This window comes from Sphaerisporangium sp. NPDC049457, assembly GCF_055586705.1.
The window spans coordinates 34507-51459 of record NZ_JBVJHR010000007.1 but is presented as its reverse complement, the minus strand read 5'-3'; the positions used below and the strand labels follow the sequence as shown (position 1 = coordinate 51459).

The 16953-nt window shown below is 73.1% G+C and carries 17 protein-coding genes; 8 read left to right on the top strand and 9 right to left on the bottom strand.

Translation table 11 applies throughout. From position 1 onward, the window contains the following. Positions 1-65 precede the first annotated feature (65 nt). From ACZ6QO_RS12655 to ACZ6QO_RS12620, 8 genes are all read left to right on the top strand, one after another. On the top strand, positions 66-1094 hold the full coding sequence (locus ACZ6QO_RS12655; RefSeq protein ID WP_465850243.1) for an AAA family ATPase: 1029 nt from the start codon (positions 66-68) through the stop codon (positions 1092-1094). Beyond that, positions 1091-2095 carry a DUF58 domain-containing protein gene (locus tag ACZ6QO_RS12650; RefSeq protein WP_465850241.1) on the top strand — a complete coding sequence of 335 codons (1005 nt, stop codon included), beginning with the start codon at positions 1091-1093 and terminating at the stop codon, positions 2093-2095. Before ACZ6QO_RS12655 ends, ACZ6QO_RS12650 begins: the two co-directional genes overlap by 4 nt. Next, the gene (locus tag ACZ6QO_RS12645; protein WP_465850239.1) at positions 2092-3039 is read left to right on the top strand and encodes a VWA domain-containing protein; all 948 of its coding nucleotides are present in this window, start codon (positions 2092-2094) and stop codon (positions 3037-3039) included. The genes ACZ6QO_RS12650 and ACZ6QO_RS12645 overlap by 4 nt, the downstream gene beginning before the upstream one ends. 120 nt (positions 3040-3159) lie before the next feature. Further along, positions 3160-3846, top strand: coding sequence for a class I SAM-dependent methyltransferase (locus tag ACZ6QO_RS12640; RefSeq protein WP_465850237.1), 687 nt, complete (start codon positions 3160-3162; stop codon positions 3844-3846). A 7-nt stretch (positions 3847-3853) separates the two neighbouring features. Then, positions 3854-4444: an RNA methyltransferase gene (locus tag ACZ6QO_RS12635; RefSeq protein WP_465850236.1), complete on the top strand. Its 591-nt coding sequence runs from the start codon at positions 3854-3856 to the stop codon at positions 4442-4444. Between the two features lie 117 nt (positions 4445-4561). After that, a complete protein-coding gene (locus tag ACZ6QO_RS12630; protein ID WP_465850234.1) occupies positions 4562-5365 on the top strand; it encodes a glycerophosphodiester phosphodiesterase in 804 nt (267 codons plus the stop codon). 223 nt (positions 5366-5588) lie between these two features. Further along, complete coding sequence (locus tag ACZ6QO_RS12625) at positions 5589-6929, top strand: MFS transporter (protein ID WP_465850232.1); 1341 nt, start codon at positions 5589-5591, stop codon at positions 6927-6929. A 183-nt stretch (positions 6930-7112) separates the two neighbouring features. Continuing rightward, the gene (locus tag ACZ6QO_RS12620) at positions 7113-7457 is read left to right on the top strand and encodes an RNA polymerase-binding protein RbpA (protein WP_184981820.1); all 345 of its coding nucleotides are present in this window, start codon (positions 7113-7115) and stop codon (positions 7455-7457) included. A 58-nt stretch (positions 7458-7515) separates the two neighbouring features. Here ACZ6QO_RS12620 and ACZ6QO_RS12615 read toward each other — a convergent pair whose 3' ends face one another. From ACZ6QO_RS12615 to lnt, 9 genes are all read right to left on the bottom strand, one after another. Further along, positions 7516-8454: a GNAT family N-acetyltransferase gene (locus tag ACZ6QO_RS12615; RefSeq protein WP_465850230.1), complete on the bottom strand. Its 939-nt coding sequence runs from the start codon at positions 8452-8454 to the stop codon at positions 7516-7518. 46 nt (positions 8455-8500) lie between these two features. Then, positions 8501-9796 (bottom strand): MFS transporter, encoded by a 1296-nt coding sequence (locus tag ACZ6QO_RS12610; RefSeq protein ID WP_465850228.1) that lies wholly within the window; start codon positions 9794-9796, stop codon positions 8501-8503. After that, a complete protein-coding gene (locus ACZ6QO_RS12605) occupies positions 9796-10638 on the bottom strand; it encodes a DinB family protein (RefSeq protein WP_465850226.1) in 843 nt (280 codons plus the stop codon). Before ACZ6QO_RS12605 ends, ACZ6QO_RS12610 begins: the two co-directional genes overlap by 1 nt. A gap of 50 nt (positions 10639-10688) precedes the next feature. Continuing rightward, positions 10689-11354 (bottom strand): hypothetical protein, encoded by a 666-nt coding sequence (locus ACZ6QO_RS12600; RefSeq protein ID WP_465850224.1) that lies wholly within the window; start codon positions 11352-11354, stop codon positions 10689-10691. A 330-nt stretch (positions 11355-11684) separates the two neighbouring features. Further along, on the bottom strand, positions 11685-12254 hold the full coding sequence (locus ACZ6QO_RS12595) for an FxsA family protein (protein WP_465850222.1): 570 nt from the start codon (positions 12252-12254) through the stop codon (positions 11685-11687). A gap of 70 nt (positions 12255-12324) precedes the next feature. Then, complete coding sequence (locus tag ACZ6QO_RS12590; protein ID WP_465850220.1) at positions 12325-13800, bottom strand: DUF6297 family protein; 1476 nt, start codon at positions 13798-13800, stop codon at positions 12325-12327. A gap of 41 nt (positions 13801-13841) precedes the next feature. Then, positions 13842-14468 (bottom strand): heme ABC exporter ATP-binding protein CcmA, encoded by a 627-nt coding sequence (gene ccmA / locus ACZ6QO_RS12585; protein ID WP_465850219.1) that lies wholly within the window; start codon positions 14466-14468, stop codon positions 13842-13844. Between the two features lie 39 nt (positions 14469-14507). After that, positions 14508-15263 carry a polyprenol monophosphomannose synthase gene (locus tag ACZ6QO_RS12580; protein WP_465850217.1) on the bottom strand — a complete coding sequence of 252 codons (756 nt, stop codon included), beginning with the start codon at positions 15261-15263 and terminating at the stop codon, positions 14508-14510. Further along, positions 15263-16915: an apolipoprotein N-acyltransferase gene (gene lnt / locus ACZ6QO_RS12575; RefSeq protein WP_465850215.1), complete on the bottom strand. Its 1653-nt coding sequence runs from the start codon at positions 16913-16915 to the stop codon at positions 15263-15265. Before lnt ends, ACZ6QO_RS12580 begins: the two co-directional genes overlap by 1 nt. Positions 16916-16953 lie beyond the last annotated feature (38 nt).

The window sequence follows — 16953 nt, the reverse complement described above, 5'->3', positions numbered from 1 at the left end:
CCACGACACCCGGCTCACCGCGACGGTGCCGTGCACCTTTGCGTCGTGTTTGATGGAATGGCCGCATGACCGTTGCCGAAGAGCGCAGTGACGGGCCCGGGCCGGACGAAGGTGCCGACGCGGACCTCCGTCTCCTCCAGCAGTCCCTCGCCGAGGTCCGGCGCGTGATCGTCGGCCAGGACCACATGATCGAAAGGCTGCTGGTGGCGTTGCTGGCACGCGGTCACTGCCTGCTGGAGGGGGTGCCCGGCGTCGCGAAGACCCTGGCCGCCTCCACCCTGGCGACCGTGGTGGGCGGCACGTTCGCGCGCATCCAGTTCACCCCCGACCTGGTGCCGAGCGACATCGTCGGCACCCGGGTGTACCACCCGTCGAGCGAGCGCTTCGACATCGAGCTCGGCCCGGTGTTCGTCAACTTCCTGCTCGCCGACGAGGTCAACCGGGCCCCGGCCAAGGTGCAGTCGGCGCTGCTGGAGGTCATGGCCGAGCGGCAGGTCACCCTGGCGGGGCGCACCCACCCGCTGCCGAAGCCGTTCATCGTGCTGGCCACCCAGAACCCCATCGAGTCCGAGGGCGTCTATCCGCTGCCGGAGGTGCAGCGCGACCGGTTCCTGTTCAAGGTGGCCGTCGCCCACCCGAGCGCCGGTGAGGAGCTCGAGATTTTGCACCGTATGAGCGTCTCACCGCCGTCGCCCTCCCAGGTGCTCGACCCGGCGCGGCTGATGGCGCTGCAGAAGCTCGCCGACCAGGTCTCGGTGCACCAGCTCGTCGCCGACTACGTGGTGCGCCTGGTCATGGCCACCCGCTCCCCCGCCGAGTACGGGCTGCGCGAGCTGGAGGAGGCCATCGAGATCGGGGTGAGCCCGCGCGCCACCCTCGGCCTGGTGGCCGCCGGGCGCGGGCTGGCGCTGCTGCGCGGACGCGACTACCTGCTGCCCGACGACGTCCGCGACGTCGCCCTGGACGTCATGGGCCACCGCCTGATGCTGACCTTCGACGCGCTGGCCGACGGTGTCGAGCCCGAGGACGTGGTGCGCCAGATCCTGGCCGCCGTGCCGCCTCCGCTCGTCGTCTGGAACCAGGCGCAGCGATGAGCGGCCCGAACGCCCCGGCCGGCCTGGACGCTCCGGCCACCGGCGGCGGGCACGCGGCGGGTCCCGAGCACGCTCTGCGGCGCCTGGAGCTCACCGTGGTCCGCCGCCTGGACGGCCTGCTGCACGGCCAGCACCAGGGGCTGCTGCCCGGCCCGGGCAGCGAGCCCGGCGACAGCAGGGTGTACGTGCCCGGCGAGGACGACGTGCGCCGCATGGACTGGTCGGTCACCGCCCGCACGACCATCCCGCACGTCCGCGACCTGGTCGCCGACCGCGAGCTCGAGACGTGGGTGCTGGCCGATCTGTCCCCCAGCATGGACTTCGGCACCGCCGAGATGGAGAAGCGCGACCTGGTCGTCGCGGCGACGGGCGCCATCGGTTTTCTCACCAGCCGCATCGGCGACCGGTTCGGCGCCTACGTCATCCACGGCGACCAGGTCCACCGCCTGCCCGCCCGCACCGGCCGCCCGGCCATGTACGCGCTGCTGCAGAGCCTGCTCGACGCCCCGCGCGGCGCCCCCGTCTCCGGGCCCACCCGCCTGGCCGAGGCCATCGACCTGCTGAGCAGGGCACGGCGCAAGCGGGGCCTGCGCGTGGTCGTCTCCGACTTCCTCGACCTCGGCCGGGACGGCGCCCCCGAGACCGAGCGCGACTGGGAGCGGCCGATGCGCCGCCTGGCCGCCCGCCACCAGGTGCTCGCCGTGGAGGTGCTCGACCCGCGCGAACTGGAGCTGCCGGACGTGGGGCTGGTCGCCCTGACCGACCCCGAGACCGGGCGCACGAGAGAGGTCCGCCTCACCCCGAAGATCCGCCGCGCGTACGCCGAGGCGGCGGCGGCGCAGCGGGACGCCAACCGGTTGGCGCTGCGCCGGTGCGGCGCCGGCCATCTGGTCCTGCGCACCGACCGCGACTGGGTGTACGACATCGTCCAGTACACCCTCAGGCACCGGCGTACCGCCCATCTCGCCGGGCGGCACCCCACCAGGAGGGCGGGCGCGTGATCTTTCTGTCTCCCGGATGGCTGTGGTTGTTCGCGGCGCTCGCCCTCGTCGTGGCGGCGTACGTGTACACGCAGTTCGCCCGCCGCCGCTACGCCATGCGGTTCACCAACCTGGCGCTGCTCAGCCTGGTCGCCCCTGAACGGCCCGGGTGGCGGCGCCATGTGCCCGCGGCGCTGTTCCTGCTGATGATGGCCCTGCTGATCACGGCCGCCGCCCGGCCGGCCGACGCCACACGGGTGCCCAGGGACCGCGCGACGATCATCATCGCGGTGGACATCTCGCTGTCGATGGAGGCCGCCGACGTCACCCCCACCCGGCTGGTGGCCGCCCAGCAGGCGGCCCAGCAGTTCGTCAAGGACCTCCCCGAGCGGTTCAACGTGGGCCTGGTCTCCTTCGCCCGCTCGGCGGCGGTGGTCATCTCGCCGACCACCGACCACCTGGCGGTGATCACCGCGATCGGCAACCTGTCCACCCGGCCCGGGACCGCCATCGGCGAGGCGGTGTTCAACTCGCTGGACTCGGTGCGCTCGTTCGACCAGCGCGCGGTGACCGACCCGCCGCCCTCGGCCATCGTGCTGCTGTCGGACGGCGACAATACCTCGGGCCGCTCGGTCAACGAGGCCGTCCAGGCCGCGGCGGCCCTGCACGTCCCGGTCTCCACCATCGCCTACGGCACTCCGGACGGAACGGTCAGCATCGACGGGCGCGACGTGCAGGTGCCGGTCAACAAGACCACGCTGCAGACGCTGGCCGACGGCACCAGCGGGCGCGCCTACACCGCCGAGTCGGGGGACCAGCTGCGCGAGGTGTACAGCCAGATCGGCAGCTCGCTCGGCTACCGCATCGTCCACCAGGAGATCGGCCAGTGGTTCACCGTGGCCGGCGTCCTGGCGGGCCTGCTGGTGGCCGGGGCCGCCATGCTCCTCGGCGCCCGCCTGCCCTGACGACGTCCGCCGCCTGCGGCCCGACGGCGGCGGCCCGACGGCGGCGGTGGCGGCCCGCCGGGGACGGCGCGGCGCCGCCGGATCACGAGCACCGCCGCGCGGTTGGTAACGTCTCTGCACGTGACGTCCAAGGGGGCACATTACTTCGACGAGCGGCCCGGCGCGGCCGCCCGGCCGGGCACGGTCGACGTGGTGCTGCCTGATCTGCACCTGCGCCTCGCCACCGACAGCGGCGTCTTCTCCCCCGGCCGGCTGGACGCCGGCACCCGCGTGCTGCTCGAAAGCGTGCCGCCTCCGCCCCAGCAGGGCGACCTGCTCGACCTCGGCTGCGGGTACGGGCCGGTCGCGCTCACCATGGCGTCCCGGGCGCCCGAGGCGACGGTGTGGGCGGTGGACGTCAACCGGCGGGCGCTGGAGCTGTGTGACCGCAATGCCCGAAGCGCCGGCCTTTACAAAGTAAGAGCGGTGCATGTGGACGAGGTGCCGCCGCAGGTGCGGTTCTCGGCGATCTGGTCCAACCCGGCCATCCGCATCGGCAAGCCCGCCCTGCACGCCATGCTCACCCGCTGGCTCGACCTGCTCGCCCCCGACGGCACGGCGTACCTGGTGGTGCAGAAGCACCTCGGCTCCGACTCCTTGCAGCGGTGGCTCGGCGAGCAGGGCTGGGAGGCGACGCGGGCGGCGTCCCGGTCGGCCTACCGCGTGCTGCGGGTCGCCGCGCGCCCCTCGGCCGAGCCGGCCGCAGACCAGTTCTCCGCAGACGGCGCCGCCGCAGAAGACGCCGTCACAGAAGACGAGGAGCGTTGAACGCCCGATGAGCACAGGCACCCGCAGGCAGCTGCGCCCCACCGACGTCAAGCGGCTCAACCGCGTCTGGCGCCGGGGCACCCAGAACCGGCTGTCGCTGATCCTGGAGTCGGTGACGGGGCCCTTCAACGTCGGCTCGATCTTCCGCACAGCGGCCGCGTTCGGCGCCGAGCAGCTGTGGCTGGCCGGCAACGCCACCCCGCCCACCAACCCCAAGGTGCAGAAGACCGCGCTCGGCACCGACCGGCTGGTCACCTGGCACGACGCCGTCCCGGCCCTGGACGCGGTCCGCGCGGCCAAGCAGGAGGGCTACACCGTGGTCGCCATCGAGCTGACCGGCGACGCGGTGCCGCTGCACCGGGCGCGGCTCGACCGCGACGTGTGCCTGGTGCTGGGCAGCGAGGACCACGGCTGCTCCCCCGCGCTCCTGGAGGCCGCCGACGAGGTGCTCTACATCCCCCAGGTGGGCCGCGTGGGCTCGTTCAACGTCGGAGTGGCCGCCGCCATCGTCCTGGCCGAGGCGCGCCGCCAGGAATGGTCCGCCGCCGACCCCTCCACCACCCTGGATCCCGCCGACGCCGACGCCGAGATCGACTGACGCCGGCTCCGCGTCCCGCGCCGGAACACCCCGGCCGAGACCTTGCGCGGGGTTCGTGCCCGAATGTTCACCTGGGTAGGCTGACGTGACAGCCTTACTCAGGGGATACTCCTCGTCGTGCAACGCCGTTACCCGTTCCTGGACCATCCCGGACCGCTCGCCTTCGCCCACCGGGGCGGAGCCGCGGAAGGCCGGGAGAACACCATGGCCGCCTTCTCCCGGGCCGTCGAGATGGGGTACTCCTACCTGGAGACCGACGCCCACGCCACGTCCGACGGCGTGCTGCTGGCCTTCCACGACCACACGCTCGACCGGGTGACCGACCGTCACGGCCGGGTCGCCGCCCTGCCCTACCGCGAGGTGCGCCGGGCCCGCATCGGCGGCGTGGAGGAGATCCCTCTGCTGACGGAGGTCCTCGGCACCTGGCCGGACGTGCGGGTCAACATCGACGTCAAGGAGGCCCCGGCGATCGGCCCGCTGGCCGAGGCGATCCGCCACACCAACGCCTACGACCGGGTGTGCCTGACGTCCTTCTCCGACATGCGCCTCGCCCGGGCCCGCATGGCGGTCGGCCGCCCGATCTGCTCGGCGCTCGGCCCGCGCGGGGTCGCCCGGCTGCGGGCCGCCGCCATGGGCTCGGGGTACGGCCGGCTGCTCGGCGGCCTTGCCCGGGAGGGCGTCCCCTGCGCGCAGGTGCCCGTCGGGTTCCGCGGGATGCGCGTGACCACCCGGGCTCTGGTCCGCACGGCCCACGCCCTCGGCATGCAGGTGCACGTGTGGACCGTCGACGACCCGCGCGTCATGGAACGGCTGCTCGACCTCGGCGTCGACGGCATCATGACCGACAACATCTCGGGGCTGCGCGACGTCCTGCAGGCCCGGGGCCAGTGGCATCCCCGGCAGCCGGCCGCCCGCGCGTGACCGGCTCCCCGCGAGGGGCCCGGCCGCGCCCCTCGGGAGGGGGCGGACACCGGACCCGCGGCCGGCCCTTCCCGTGCTCCTCGTGAGCCGGCGCCCCCTCGCGCCGGGCTCCGCCACGGCCCCGCGTCCACCGCGCCAGGCCCCCGGCCTGTCCCCCTCCGCCGTGAGCCCGTGACCTTGTGACCTCGCCCTGTGCCCCTGCATCCCCCATCAGGAGACCCCAATGAGCACCTCCGTCGTCGAAGACTCCGCAGAGATTCGCAAGCGCGAGCAAAGGGGGTGGTACTGGTACGACTTCGCCAACTCGGGGTTCCAGACGACGGTCGTCACGGTCTTCCTGGGCCCCTACCTCACCTCGCTGGCCAGGCGGGCGGCGGGCGCGGACGGCTTCGTCGGCTTCCTCGGTCTGGACGTCCGCGCCGAGGCGTACTTCTCCGCGGTGGTGTCGGCGTCCGTGGTGCTGCAGATCCTGATCATGCCGATCGCCGGCGCCCTGGCCGACCACACCGGACGCAAGCGGGAACTGCTCACGCTGTTCGCCTACCTCGGCGCGGCGGCCACGCTGGGGTTCTACTTCGTCGCCGGTGACGCCTACCTGCTCGGCGGCGTGCTCTTCATCATCGCCAACGTCTCCTTCGGCGCCGCCATGGTGGTCTACAACTCGTTCCTGCCGCAGATCGCCGGGGCCGAGGAGCGCGACGCGGTGTCCTCGCGCGGGTGGGCCTTCGGCTACCTCGGCGGCTTCGCCCTGCTGGCGATCAACCTGGCGCTCTACCTGGGCAGCGGGATCGAAGAGGGCCTCGCGGTGCGCATCAGCCTGGCCTCCGCGGGCGTGTGGTGGGCGGTGTTCACGATCATCCCGCTGCTGCGGCTGCGCAACCGCCCGGTGGAGGCCCACGACGCCACGCCCGTCCGGGCGGTCACCGGCAGCTTCCGCCAGCTCGGCCGCACCATCGCCGGCCTGCGCCGCTACCCGCGCAGCCTGCTGTTCCTGCTGGCCTACCTGGTCTACAACGACGGCGTGCAGACGGTGATCTCGTTCTCGGCGACCTACGCCGACCAGGAGCTGGGGCTGGGCAAGAACGTCCAGATCGGCGCCATCCTCATGGTGCAGTTCGTCGCCTTCGGCGGCGCCCTGCTGCTCGGCCGGCTGGGGGCGCGATACGGCACCAAGCGCACGGTGCTGGCCAGCCTGGTGGTCTGGACGGGCGTGGTCGCGGTGTCGTACTTCCTGCCGAAGGGCGCGGCGGCGGCGTTCTTCGCGATCGCGTTCCTCATCGCCATCGTGCTCGGCGGCACGCAGGCCCTATCGCGGTCGCTGTACTCGCTGGTGATCCCGCCGGGCAAGGAGGCGGAGTACTTCAGCCTGTTCGAGATCAGCGACAAGGGCTCGGCCCTGCTCGGCTCGTTCACGCTGACCCTGGCGCTGCAGCTCACCGGCAGCTACCGCGTGGCCATCCTGTCGCTGCTGGTGTTCTTCGTGGCGGGGTTCGCGCTGCTGCTGGCGGTGAATCTTCCACGGACGATCAGGGAGGCGGGAAACCAGGTGCCTTCGCACATCTGATCTCCGGCCAGGCCGGGCGCCCGCGCGTCCGGCCGGCGGGGAGCGGGAGATCGGCGGATATCGAGGGCCGTGCGAAATGGCGCGATTGGATCACCCTCAGGGTGGGAATCCATCCACGGTATCAAGCGTTGTAAGCCGTGGAGACCCACCCCTCACGATGGGGCCCTCAGGAGGCATTGAAACATGGGCGAGCGTGCACTTCGCGGTACCCGTCTCGGAGCCACCAGCTACGAGAACGACCGCAACACCGATCTGGCCCCGCGCCAGGAGGTGCCTTACACCTGCCCGAAGGGCCATCGCTTTGACGTGCCCCTTGCCGCGGAGGCGGAGATCCCGGCGACCTGGGAGTGCCGCAGTTGCGGCGCCACCGCCCTAAGGGTGGACGCCGAGCAGCCGCAGCAGAAGAAGGCCAAGCCACCGCGCACTCACTGGGACATGCTACTCGAGCGCCGCACGATCGAAGACCTCGAAGAGGTGCTGAACGAGCGTCTGGCCATCCTTCGGGCACAACGGCGCAAGAGCGCCTGACCTACCGGCCGATGCCTCCGAGCCGCCCGCACGGGCGGCGCCGGGGGCATCTTTGTTGTCACCGGGCGGCGGCCATCTCCGCCGGGACGAGACGGACCGTCCGGCCGTGGACGAAGGGCGCCTCGAACGGGCGGGTGTCGACGTCCCCGCCGCGGCTGAACACCTCAAGACTCAGGTCGGGGCCGGGACGGGGACCGGCGTAGGCCAGGAAGAACGACGGGTCGGACAGCCGGTCCAGGTCGACCAGCAGGTCGGCGTGGTCGGCGCCGGTCTCGGGGTCGACGCTCTGGGACGGGACGCCCGTGAAGCCGAGGCGCCACTTGAACCCGAACAGGCCCGGCTTGGCGACGTGGCCGTAGATGTTCGGGTCCATTCCCAGGGTGATCGTCGCGAAGCCGCGCTCCCTGGCCACCTGGGCCGCCGCCAGGTACAGCACCCTGGCCAGGCTCGACTCCCTGCGGCGCGGGTCGACCGCCGAGAAGCGCAGCTGGACGGCGTCCAGGTGCGGCCGCTGCCAGGCCAGGCAGCAGCCGGCCAGTTCCTCGCCGTCATAGGCGCACACCGCGAAGTGCTCCCCCGCGGCCCGCATGAGGGCTTCCTTCTGCTCGGCGGCCACCGCCCAGCCGTGCCGCATCCGGGCGACGCGCCCGGTGTACAGCGGCAGGAACGCCTCCAGCAGCCGTTCGTCCGCCGGCTGGGTGCGCACGGCGAGGCCCTCGGCGGCGGCGCGCCGCCGCGCGGTCCTGATGTTCTGGCGTTCCTTGGCCGACAGGCGGGCGAGGAACTCCTCCTCGCAGCCGCCCGTGCCGGCGACCCAGGTGACCAGGAACGGCTTGGGACAGAACCCCGCCTCGCGCAGCAGCGGCCAGTGGCCGACGGGCGGGTCGGGCACCCGCACCACGTCCAGGTCGCCGCGGTGGGCCCGCCAGCCGCCGTCGAGGGCCTCTGCGGCGTCGACCAGGCCGATCCTGATGCCGCGGAACTCGGTGATCTCCATCGTCTCCCCCTGCGCCGGCGTGACCGGCGGTCCGGAACCCCTGGTGTCAGACGCCGGACTCCGCCGGCACGGGCGCGGCGGGCACGGCCGCGGTGGCGGGCGGACGCCCGTCCGCCGCGCCGAGGTAGGCGCCCGCGCGGCGGAGCGGACCGGCCAGGAAGGCGGCCGCGATCGCGAGCTGGATGACGCCGAGCCCGGCGAACACCGGCGCGGCGTCCCCGGCCCTGGCGGTCACCCACCCGCCGAGCACCGCTCCGAGCGGCACGGGCGTCCACGACAGCACCTGGCTGACGGTGACCACCCGGGCCAGCATCCCCGCCGGCGCCAGCCGCTGCCGCAGCGTGCGCAGGTTGACCACGAAGAACATGCCGAGGCCCGACCCGAGCGCCCACAGCAGCACGACCGCCGGGTAGGACTCCACCATCCCGATGCACAACATGCACACCCCGCCGCCGAAGAACGGGATCAAGATCGCCTGCCCGGCGCTCAGGCGCCGGCCCAGCCGGTCGCTGAGCAGCGAGAACAGCGCGGTGCCCGCCCCCGCCGCGACGAACAGCCAGCTCACGGCGCTGTCGGCCGCCAGGTAGTGCTGCTTGGCCAGCGTCACGATCTGCTTCTCCGCCGTCGCGCCCACCAGCAGGTTGGTCAGCGCCAGCATGATCGCGCACGCGCGCAGCACCGGGTGGCCGAACACGAAGCGGACGCCTTCGGCGATGGCCGTGCGGACCGGCTCGCGCGGGCCGCCGGCGACGCGCTCGGGCAGCGAGCGGCGCAGCCCCGCCAGGCAGCAGGCGGAGATGACGAACGACGCGGCGTCCAGCAGCAGCGCCGAGCCGGCCGGCATGACCGTCAGGGACGCGCCGGCCAGCGCGGGGCCGAGGACGCCCACGGCCGAGTAGGCGGCCGACAGGCGGGCGTTGGCCGTGTCGAGCCGGTCGTGGCCCACCAGCGACGGCATGACCGCGAACTCGGCGGCGTTGAACGCGATGGTCAGCGTCGAGACGGCGAACCCGGTCAGGTAGATCCACCAGACCTCCAACGCCCCGAGGTGCGCCAGCACCGGGATGGAGGCGATGAGCGCCGCCCGCCCGGCGTCCGCGGCGATCATGACCTGGCGGCGGGAGAGCCGGTCCACGTAGGCGCCGATGACCAGCCCGAACAGCGGATAGGGCAGGAACTCCACGGCCATCGTGATCCCCAGGTGCAGCGGGGAGCCGGTGAGCCGCAGCACCAGCAGGGGGATCAGGACCAGCGACACCGCCGAGCCCAGGTTGGACACCGACTGGGCCGCCAGGAACACCCGGTAGGGCCCGCCCAGTCCGGCGCGGGTGTGCCGGGCCATCAGCCGAGGGTGTGGCCGAGTGCGGTGGCGATCGACTCGATCTGCTTCTTGTGCTCCAGCTCGTGCAGGGACATGCTTCGGCAGATGTCGAGGATGGTGACCGTGCCGTCGCGGGTGTGCTCGCCGGCGTACTCCAGCTCCTCGGCGGTCATCTGGTCCAGCGCGGCGATCCACTCCTTGCGGCGGGCCTCGAAGGCGGCCAGCCGCTCCGAAAGCGGCGTCCTGGCCCGGCCCAGCACGCGCTGCACCTCGGTCACGTCCATGTCCGGGAGGGTGACCCCCGGCTGGGCGAGCACCTGCAGAACGCGCGGCGCCATGATCGAGTCGGCGGCGATGATGTGCAGCGCCACCTCGGTGATCGTCCACTCGCCCGGCCCGGGGCGGGTCACGGTGTCCTGGCCGACCATGCCGGCGGTGCGGCGCAGCTTGGCGGGGGTCTGGGCGAGGTCGGCCAGCAGCCCGGCCAGTTCCAGGGACGCGGCGCGCCCGCCGGCGCGCATGCCGTAGGGGCGCCACTCGACCAGGGCGTCGTAGCGTTCGGCCGGCTCGACGGTGGTCCACGCCCCCGGCTCCTGCCGGGCGGCCTCGTCGATGTCGTAGTAGTTGATCCAGGGGACGTATCCGGCGATCCGCCTGCCGTCCTGCTCCAGGACGCTGACCATGCTCGGCGTCGCCGGGCCGCCGCCGGGCCGCTGCTCCACGTCGATGTAGACGATCTTCTCTGTGGCGCCGCCGCCCTGGGCCCTTCGCACTCCCATCAGCGCGCCCGTCATCGTGATCTCGGACATGATGGCGATCACTCCCGTGCCGTCGTCGGTGGTGAAGAACAGTGGGCGTGTCACCGTCCGGGCCGCGACGCCGGCGCCGGACCGTGACACGCGTCCGGGGAGCCTCAGGAGGCGCCGAGCGGGACGATCGCCGGCAGCCGGAAGAAGGTGTGGTACCTGGTGTCGCTGCTGCCGAGGTAGATGATCACGTCGTAGGGGTCGATCGGCTCCTCGCGCGGCTCCAGCCAGGTGGCCTGGAAGTGCTGCTCGACGAGCAGCCCCGTGCCGATCGCCTCGTACAGTTCCTCGCGGGTGTAGGCGCGGGTCTCGCGCTCGTCGGGAGTGCTGGTCAGAAAGCCGGAGAAGTACATGTCGTCGGGCAGCCTGCGGCCGGTGCGGGCGAACAGCTCGGTCGCCTTGCGGGCGGTGTCCTCGCTGTGGATCCAGTGGACTACATCGCCGCCGATCTTCAGGCACTCGCCCTCGCTGGCGTTCTTGCGGTTGACGAAGATGGGGTTGCAGTCGACCCGGTGCTCCTTCTTGATGGCCATGACGACCTCGAGGTGCGTGCTCTCGGGAAGCTGCTCCATCTTGTGCTGGGCGATCTCGAACCCGTAGCTGATGTGCAGGTGCGGAAGGTGCTCGTGCAGGTGCTCCTCGAGGTTCTCGAAGGGCGCGTGCGGCATGTGGGTGGCGACCGGGGTCTCCCGGCCGGGCAGGTCGAAGATGCCACCGAACGGGGGCAGACACGGGCGGATGATCAGGTCGGGCTCGGCCAGGGCGGTCGTCATTAACCTCACTCCATTCCCTCGGACGCCGGCGTGAGCCGGCGGTTCCCGCCGCCTCGACCGGCCGGACCGGCGGACTCACCCCGACGCGGCCATCGGCGATGGCCCAGGACACGCCGGGTGCGAAGGAGTGCTCAGCGGCGCGCGCGGCGGCGCGCCGGTCCCGGGGTGCTCGATCGTCGGAGGTGCGGCCGGCCGTCCCGCGTCCGGCGGCGGTTCGATCTCTGGAGTGTCGCAGGGCCCCGGCGGCGGGTCGACACGCCGTAGGGGGCGACGGCCCGGGAGTGGGGTCACCCCAGCCTTCCCCGGGTCGGCGCGACGGACCCGCCGGGATCAGCGGAGGCGGCCGTCGGAGCCTTCGTCGGCGGGCCTGGCGGCGCCCTGGATGAGGCGCGGGCCGGGAGCGGCGCCGCGGGGCGGCTCGTCCTCGTCGATGACCTCGCCGTTGACCACGCGGACGCCTCCCGGCCGTCTCGCGGGCCCGCCGGGACCGGCTCCGGAGAAGATCACGCCGAACGGCGACGCCGACGCCATGGCGCGCACACGGCGGCCGAGGAACCAGCCCAGGACGCGGCGCGCCAAAGGACGGGTGAAGGGCAGGATCAGCACGAAGCCCAGCACGTCGCTGACGAAGCCGGGAGTCAGCAGCAGGGTGCCGCCCGCGACGATCAGCGCCCCGTCGGCGAGCTCGCGGTCGGGCATTCGGCCCGACTCCAGGGCCTGCCGCAGCGCCCGCCACGCGCGCCGGCCCTCTCGCCGCACCAGCCAGGCGCCGAGCAGGCTGTCCAAGATGAGCAGCCCGACGGTCTGCCACCCGCCGATCACCTGGCCGACCTGGATGAGCAACCAGATCTCCAGCACCGGCACGATGAGGAAAGACAGGAACAACAGCACACGCAGCATGGCCTCACACCACCTCCCAATTTGAAACGTCCGGACCCCGCCGAGGGTTCCCTCCCCCGGAGGTCTGAAGCTAGGCCTGGAGCCCGCCGCGCCCGCTCCGGCCCTTGCGCAGCAGGAAGGCGGCGAGCACGCCGCCGGCGGCCAGCGCCTGCGTGATCACGTACGGCGCCGACGGCGCCGACGGGTCGGTGAACGCCGCCAGCGTGGGAAGGCAGCCGAGCACCGCGAGGTCGACCCCGGTCACCGCCCAGATCGCCGGCCCGGCCGGCAGCGGGCCCACCGGCGTCGTGACGACCGGCAGCGAGTGGTCCACCGGACGCCGGTAGGCCATCCGCAGCGCCGCCGCGGCCATGGCGGGCGCCGCCGCCGGCCCGAGCAGCAACCACGGACCGCCGGGCAGGACGCCGACGGCCACCAGGCCGGCCAAGGCGAGGCCCGACCAGGCGGCGGCCAGCAGCGCGGGCAGCAGCGCACGCGCCGTCAGCAGGGCCAGGGCGTCCACGGCCAGCAGCCGGGCGAGGCGGGGATCCTCGCCGTCGCGGCGCGCTCCTGAGGTGCACACGACGGCGGACGTCAGCGCACCGCACAGCAGGAAGCCGACCGACAGCGCGGACAGGCCTCCGGCGGCCTGCGCGGCCACGGCGGGCAGTGCGGTGGAGCCGGACAGCACCGCCAGCCGTCCCGGGCGTCTGCCGACGCGCCGCCACTCCTGCCACGCCTGCGCCGACGCGCCGCCCCATCCGCCCCTGACGGCGGTGAAGCCGGGCCAGGGCCGGGAGCGGAGCGTTCGCGCACGCCAGTGGTGGTCCTCCGCGATCCAGGTCAGCGCGCCAGGATCCATGGTGAGCGCCGCCGAGACCACCCGCCCGCCTCTGGCCGAGGAGCCGAGGATCCTCCGGGCGGGGATGCGGTCGAGCGCGCCCCATGCCCGGCGGATGAGCACGGCGGCAAGGGCGGCGGCCAGGCCGGCCGCCGCCGCGGCCAGGGCGACCGGCGCGCCGGCGGCGGCGGTGAGGACCTGCCGGCCGGGTCCGCCGCCGAGCACGAGCATCAGCACGGCCACCAGCACGGTGCCCGCGATCACCGCCCGCGCCCAGGAGTCCCACGCTTCTGAGGCCTGTGCCAGAACCGCCATCGCCATACCGCCCACCCCAGCGCCGACGCCCAGCACCAGCGCCGAGGTCAGGCGGAGGGCGAAGCCGTCCGGGGCGCCGAGCGTGCCGAGCACGGCCAGGCCGAGGACCGCCCCGCATCCCACCGAGACCGCGAGCAGGACCAGCACGGTCCTGCCGAGCACCGAACGGCGCGGCAACGGCGAGAGCAACAGCCAGGCGGCGTCGGCGGCGGGCAGCACGACCGGACCCAGGGTGCGGGCCAGCGCCAGGTACCCCGCGTAGGCCGCGGTGACCAGCGCGAGCCCGGCGCCCACCCGCGAGGCGTCGGCCTGCGCCGCCACCCCGCTGAGGACCGTGGCCACGGGCTGGCCCAGAACCGCGGCGGCGAGGGCCAGGCCGAACACCGCGGCGTAACGGTCCGACCAGGTCATGGGCCGTCCCCGGCGGGAACGAAGGTAGGCGCGCGCGGCGTTCACGGCGCGGCCGCCAAAGTGATCAGGCGGGCCCGGGTGTCCAGCGCGAGCCGCAGGTCGTGCGTCGCCATGACCACCGTTCCGCCGTCCCTGGCGTAGTCGTTCAAGAGCGCGGCCAGGCGTTCCCTGAACGCCGCGTCCAGCCCGCGTTCGGGCTCGTCGAGCAGCAGCACGCGGCTCGGCCTGAGCAGTGCCATCGCCAGTGACAGCCGTTGCCGCTGGCCGGTGGACAGGGCCGGCGGGGACTGGTCGGCACGACCGCGCAACCCGAACGTCTCCAGCCCTTCCTCCACCGTCAGCCGGCCCCCCCGGTGGACGACGCGCGTCAGCTCCAGATGCTCGGCGACGCTCAGACCCGGGTACCAGGCGGGCTCGTCTCCGACCAGGACGACCTGCTTCCAGAAGCGGGCGGCGTCGACCGGCGGCCCGCCCAGGACGTCGATCCGCCCGCGAAGCGGCGGGTGCAGACCGGCCAGGCAGCGCAGCAACGTCGACTTGCCCGCGCCGTTCTCCCCGACCACGGCGACGATCTCCCCCGCGGCGGCCTCCAGGCCGGCGTCCCGCAGCACGGGGGTGCCGCCCAACCGCACCTCGACACCGCGAGCCGCGATGATCACTTCCGACATGACCCGAGCCTACGCGCCGCCCATCCGGCCGGCGCGCCGTCAGCGGTGGCGGCGGGTGCCTCTGAAGCGGCGGGGCAGGGAGGCCAGGCCCCACAGGGTGACCAGCCACAGGGCCTCGGCGAAGACGGCGCGGCTCATCTTGCTGGCCCCGGCCGTCCGCTCGACGAACGTGATCGGCACCTCGGCGACCCGCAGGCCCTGCCGCACGGTGCGCAGCGTCAGGTCGACCTGGAAGCAGTATCCCTGGGACTGCACCTCGTCCAGCGCGATCTTCTCCAGCGCCGAGGCGCGGTAGGCGCGGAACCCGGCCGTGGTGTCGTGCGTCGGCACCCCGAGCATGACGCGGACGTAGGTGTTGGCCCCCTTCGACAGGGCCTTGCGCGAGGCCGGCCAGTTGACCAGCTCGCCTCCGGGGACGTAGCGGGACCCGATGACCAGATCGGCTCCCTCGGCCAGCGCGTCCAGCATCCGGGGCAGTTCCTCGGGCTGGTGGGAGCCGTCGGCGTCCATCTCGACCAGCACGTCGAACCCTTCGGCCAGTCCCCAGCGGAACCCGGCGATGTAGGCGGCGCCGAGGCCCTGCTTGCCCGGACGGTGCAGCACGTGGACGTGGTCGTCCTCCGCGGCGAGCCGGTCGGCGATCTCGCCGGTGCCGTCGGGGCTGTTGTCGTCGGCGATCAGCAGGTGGGCGTCCGGCACCGCCGCGCGCAGCCGTCCAGTGATCATGGGGAGGTTCTCGCGCTCGTTGTACGTCGGCACGATGACCAGTACCCGCCCGAGAATCCGCTCCTCCATCACCCATCCTCTTCGTCGGAACTGTCGTGTTCTGGCGTCGGACGCCGCCGGAGGGCGGCGACGGCCAGGGCTCCGGCCCCGATGAGCGCCAGCGCCCACTCCGGCGCCGCTCCCACACGGGTCGCGATCGTCTCGCCCGTGCGGACCGGCACGGTCACCACCGCCATGTCGGCCACCCGCTCGGCGGTGCTCCAGCGCACCTCCCCATCGGGGTCGACATAGGCCGAGACGCCGGTCGTGGCGGCGGTGATCACCGCACGGTCGTGCTCCACGGCGCGCAACCGGGACATGGCGAGCTGCTGCGGCGGCAGGTTCGTCAGCGCGTAGGTCGCGTTGTTGGTCTGCACGACCAGAGGGCTCGCGCCGGTGCGCACGGTGCCGCGGACGACGCCGTCGAAGGCGACCTCGTAGCACTCGACCGCGCCCACCGTCACCGACCCCATCTTCAGATCGCCCTCGCGGTCGCCGGGCAACGACTGCAGGCCGACCAGCTCGACACGCTTGATGAACTTCTCCAAGAACTCCTTGTACGGGACGAACTCGCCGAACGGCACGAGTTTCCGTTTGTCATAGTAAGCACCCGGCCCGGTGGCGGGATCCCACACGACTCCGCGCGTGTACCTGTGCCGCCCGTCGGCGGAGCGGGCCACGGCGCCAACCAGAACGGGCACCCCGATGTCGCGCACGGCGCCGTCGATCACCGAACGGGCGTAGGCGCTGTGGTAGGGATCGATGTCAGTGGAGTTCTCCGGCCACACCACGATGTCGGGCCGCTCCACCTTGCCCTCGCGCACCGCCTGGGCCAGCTCGTGGGTCTTGTCGGCGTGATTGCGCAGTACAACGGCGGGTTCGTCGCCCAGGAACCCCAAGCCCGTGCCGGGCACATTGCCCTGGATCACCCCGACGCGCACGGTGCGCGCCGTCTGCGCCCCGGGGCGCGGCACCGCGTACCCGAGCAGCGGCACCGCCAGCGCACCCGCCAGCGCCCACACCGCCGCCCGGGAAACGACGCGTGAACCGGCCCGCGCCACCCACCCCGAACCGGCCCTCGCGAGCACCCACGCGAGCAGCCCGCCGCACAGGACGACCATGAAAGTTACAAGCGGAGCGCCGCCCAGAGCCGCGTACGGAGTGAACGCCGACCCGCCCTGACTGAACGCCACCCGCACCCACGGGAACCCACCGAGCGGGAACGCACCCCTGGCCCACTCTTGGACCACCCACAGGGCCGCCACCCACAGCGGCCAGGCCCGCAACCTGGTCACCAGGGCCACACCGGCCGACATCGCGGCGAAGAACAGGCTCTCGACGGCCACCAGCGCCAGCCAGGCGTCGTCACCGATGGGACGCACCCAGGCCAGCGCCGGCAGCAGGAAGACCGCGCCCGCGACGTACCCCAGCACGGCCGCCCGGCGCACCCCTGCGCCGTACACCGCCAAAGTCAGCAGCGCGACGCCGAGCGGCGCGAGAAACCACAGGTCAATAGGGGGAAAGGCCAGGAAGAGCAGCAGCCCGCCGGCCGCCCCTGCCCCGAGGCGCCACAAGGCGCGCGGAGCCCGCGGCACGCCGGACTCCACCGGGGCCTGCTCGATGTCCTGCACACTGGAGTGGGCCACAGGGGCGGTCTTCTCCTCGGGCTGTTCGGTAACCACCGAACGCTACCGCCCTGAGGACCCGGCTCCAACCGCCG

What these genes read in the sequence shown, in the direction of transcription:
- ACZ6QO_RS12655 (WP_465850243.1), top strand. Translation starts at nt 66, where the DNA reads ATGACCGTTGCCGAAGAGCGCAGTGACGGGCCCGGGCCGGACGAAGGT.
- ACZ6QO_RS12650 (WP_465850241.1), top strand. Translation starts at nt 1,091, where the DNA reads ATGAGCGGCCCGAACGCCCCGGCCGGCCTGGACGCTCCGGCCACCGGC.
- ACZ6QO_RS12635 (WP_465850236.1), top strand. Translation starts at nt 3,854, where the DNA reads ATGAGCACAGGCACCCGCAGGCAGCTGCGCCCCACCGACGTCAAGCGG.
- ACZ6QO_RS12625 (WP_465850232.1), top strand. Translation starts at nt 5,589, where the DNA reads ATGAGCACCTCCGTCGTCGAAGACTCCGCAGAGATTCGCAAGCGCGAG.
- ACZ6QO_RS12620 (WP_184981820.1), top strand. Translation starts at nt 7,113, where the DNA reads ATGGGCGAGCGTGCACTTCGCGGTACCCGTCTCGGAGCCACCAGCTAC.
- ACZ6QO_RS12615 (WP_465850230.1), bottom strand. Translation starts at nt 8,454, where the DNA reads ATGGAGATCACCGAGTTCCGCGGCATCAGGATCGGCCTGGTCGACGCC.
- ACZ6QO_RS12610 (WP_465850228.1), bottom strand. Translation starts at nt 9,796, where the DNA reads ATGGCCCGGCACACCCGCGCCGGACTGGGCGGGCCCTACCGGGTGTTC.
- ACZ6QO_RS12600 (WP_465850224.1), bottom strand. Translation starts at nt 11,354, where the DNA reads ATGACGACCGCCCTGGCCGAGCCCGACCTGATCATCCGCCCGTGTCTG.
- ACZ6QO_RS12595 (WP_465850222.1), bottom strand. Translation starts at nt 12,254, where the DNA reads ATGCTGCGTGTGCTGTTGTTCCTGTCTTTCCTCATCGTGCCGGTGCTG.
- ACZ6QO_RS12590 (WP_465850220.1), bottom strand. Translation starts at nt 13,800, where the DNA reads ATGACCTGGTCGGACCGTTACGCCGCGGTGTTCGGCCTGGCCCTCGCC.
- ccmA (WP_465850219.1), bottom strand. Translation starts at nt 14,468, where the DNA reads ATGTCGGAAGTGATCATCGCGGCTCGCGGTGTCGAGGTGCGGTTGGGC.
- ACZ6QO_RS12580 (WP_465850217.1), bottom strand. Translation starts at nt 15,263, where the DNA reads ATGGAGGAGCGGATTCTCGGGCGGGTACTGGTCATCGTGCCGACGTAC.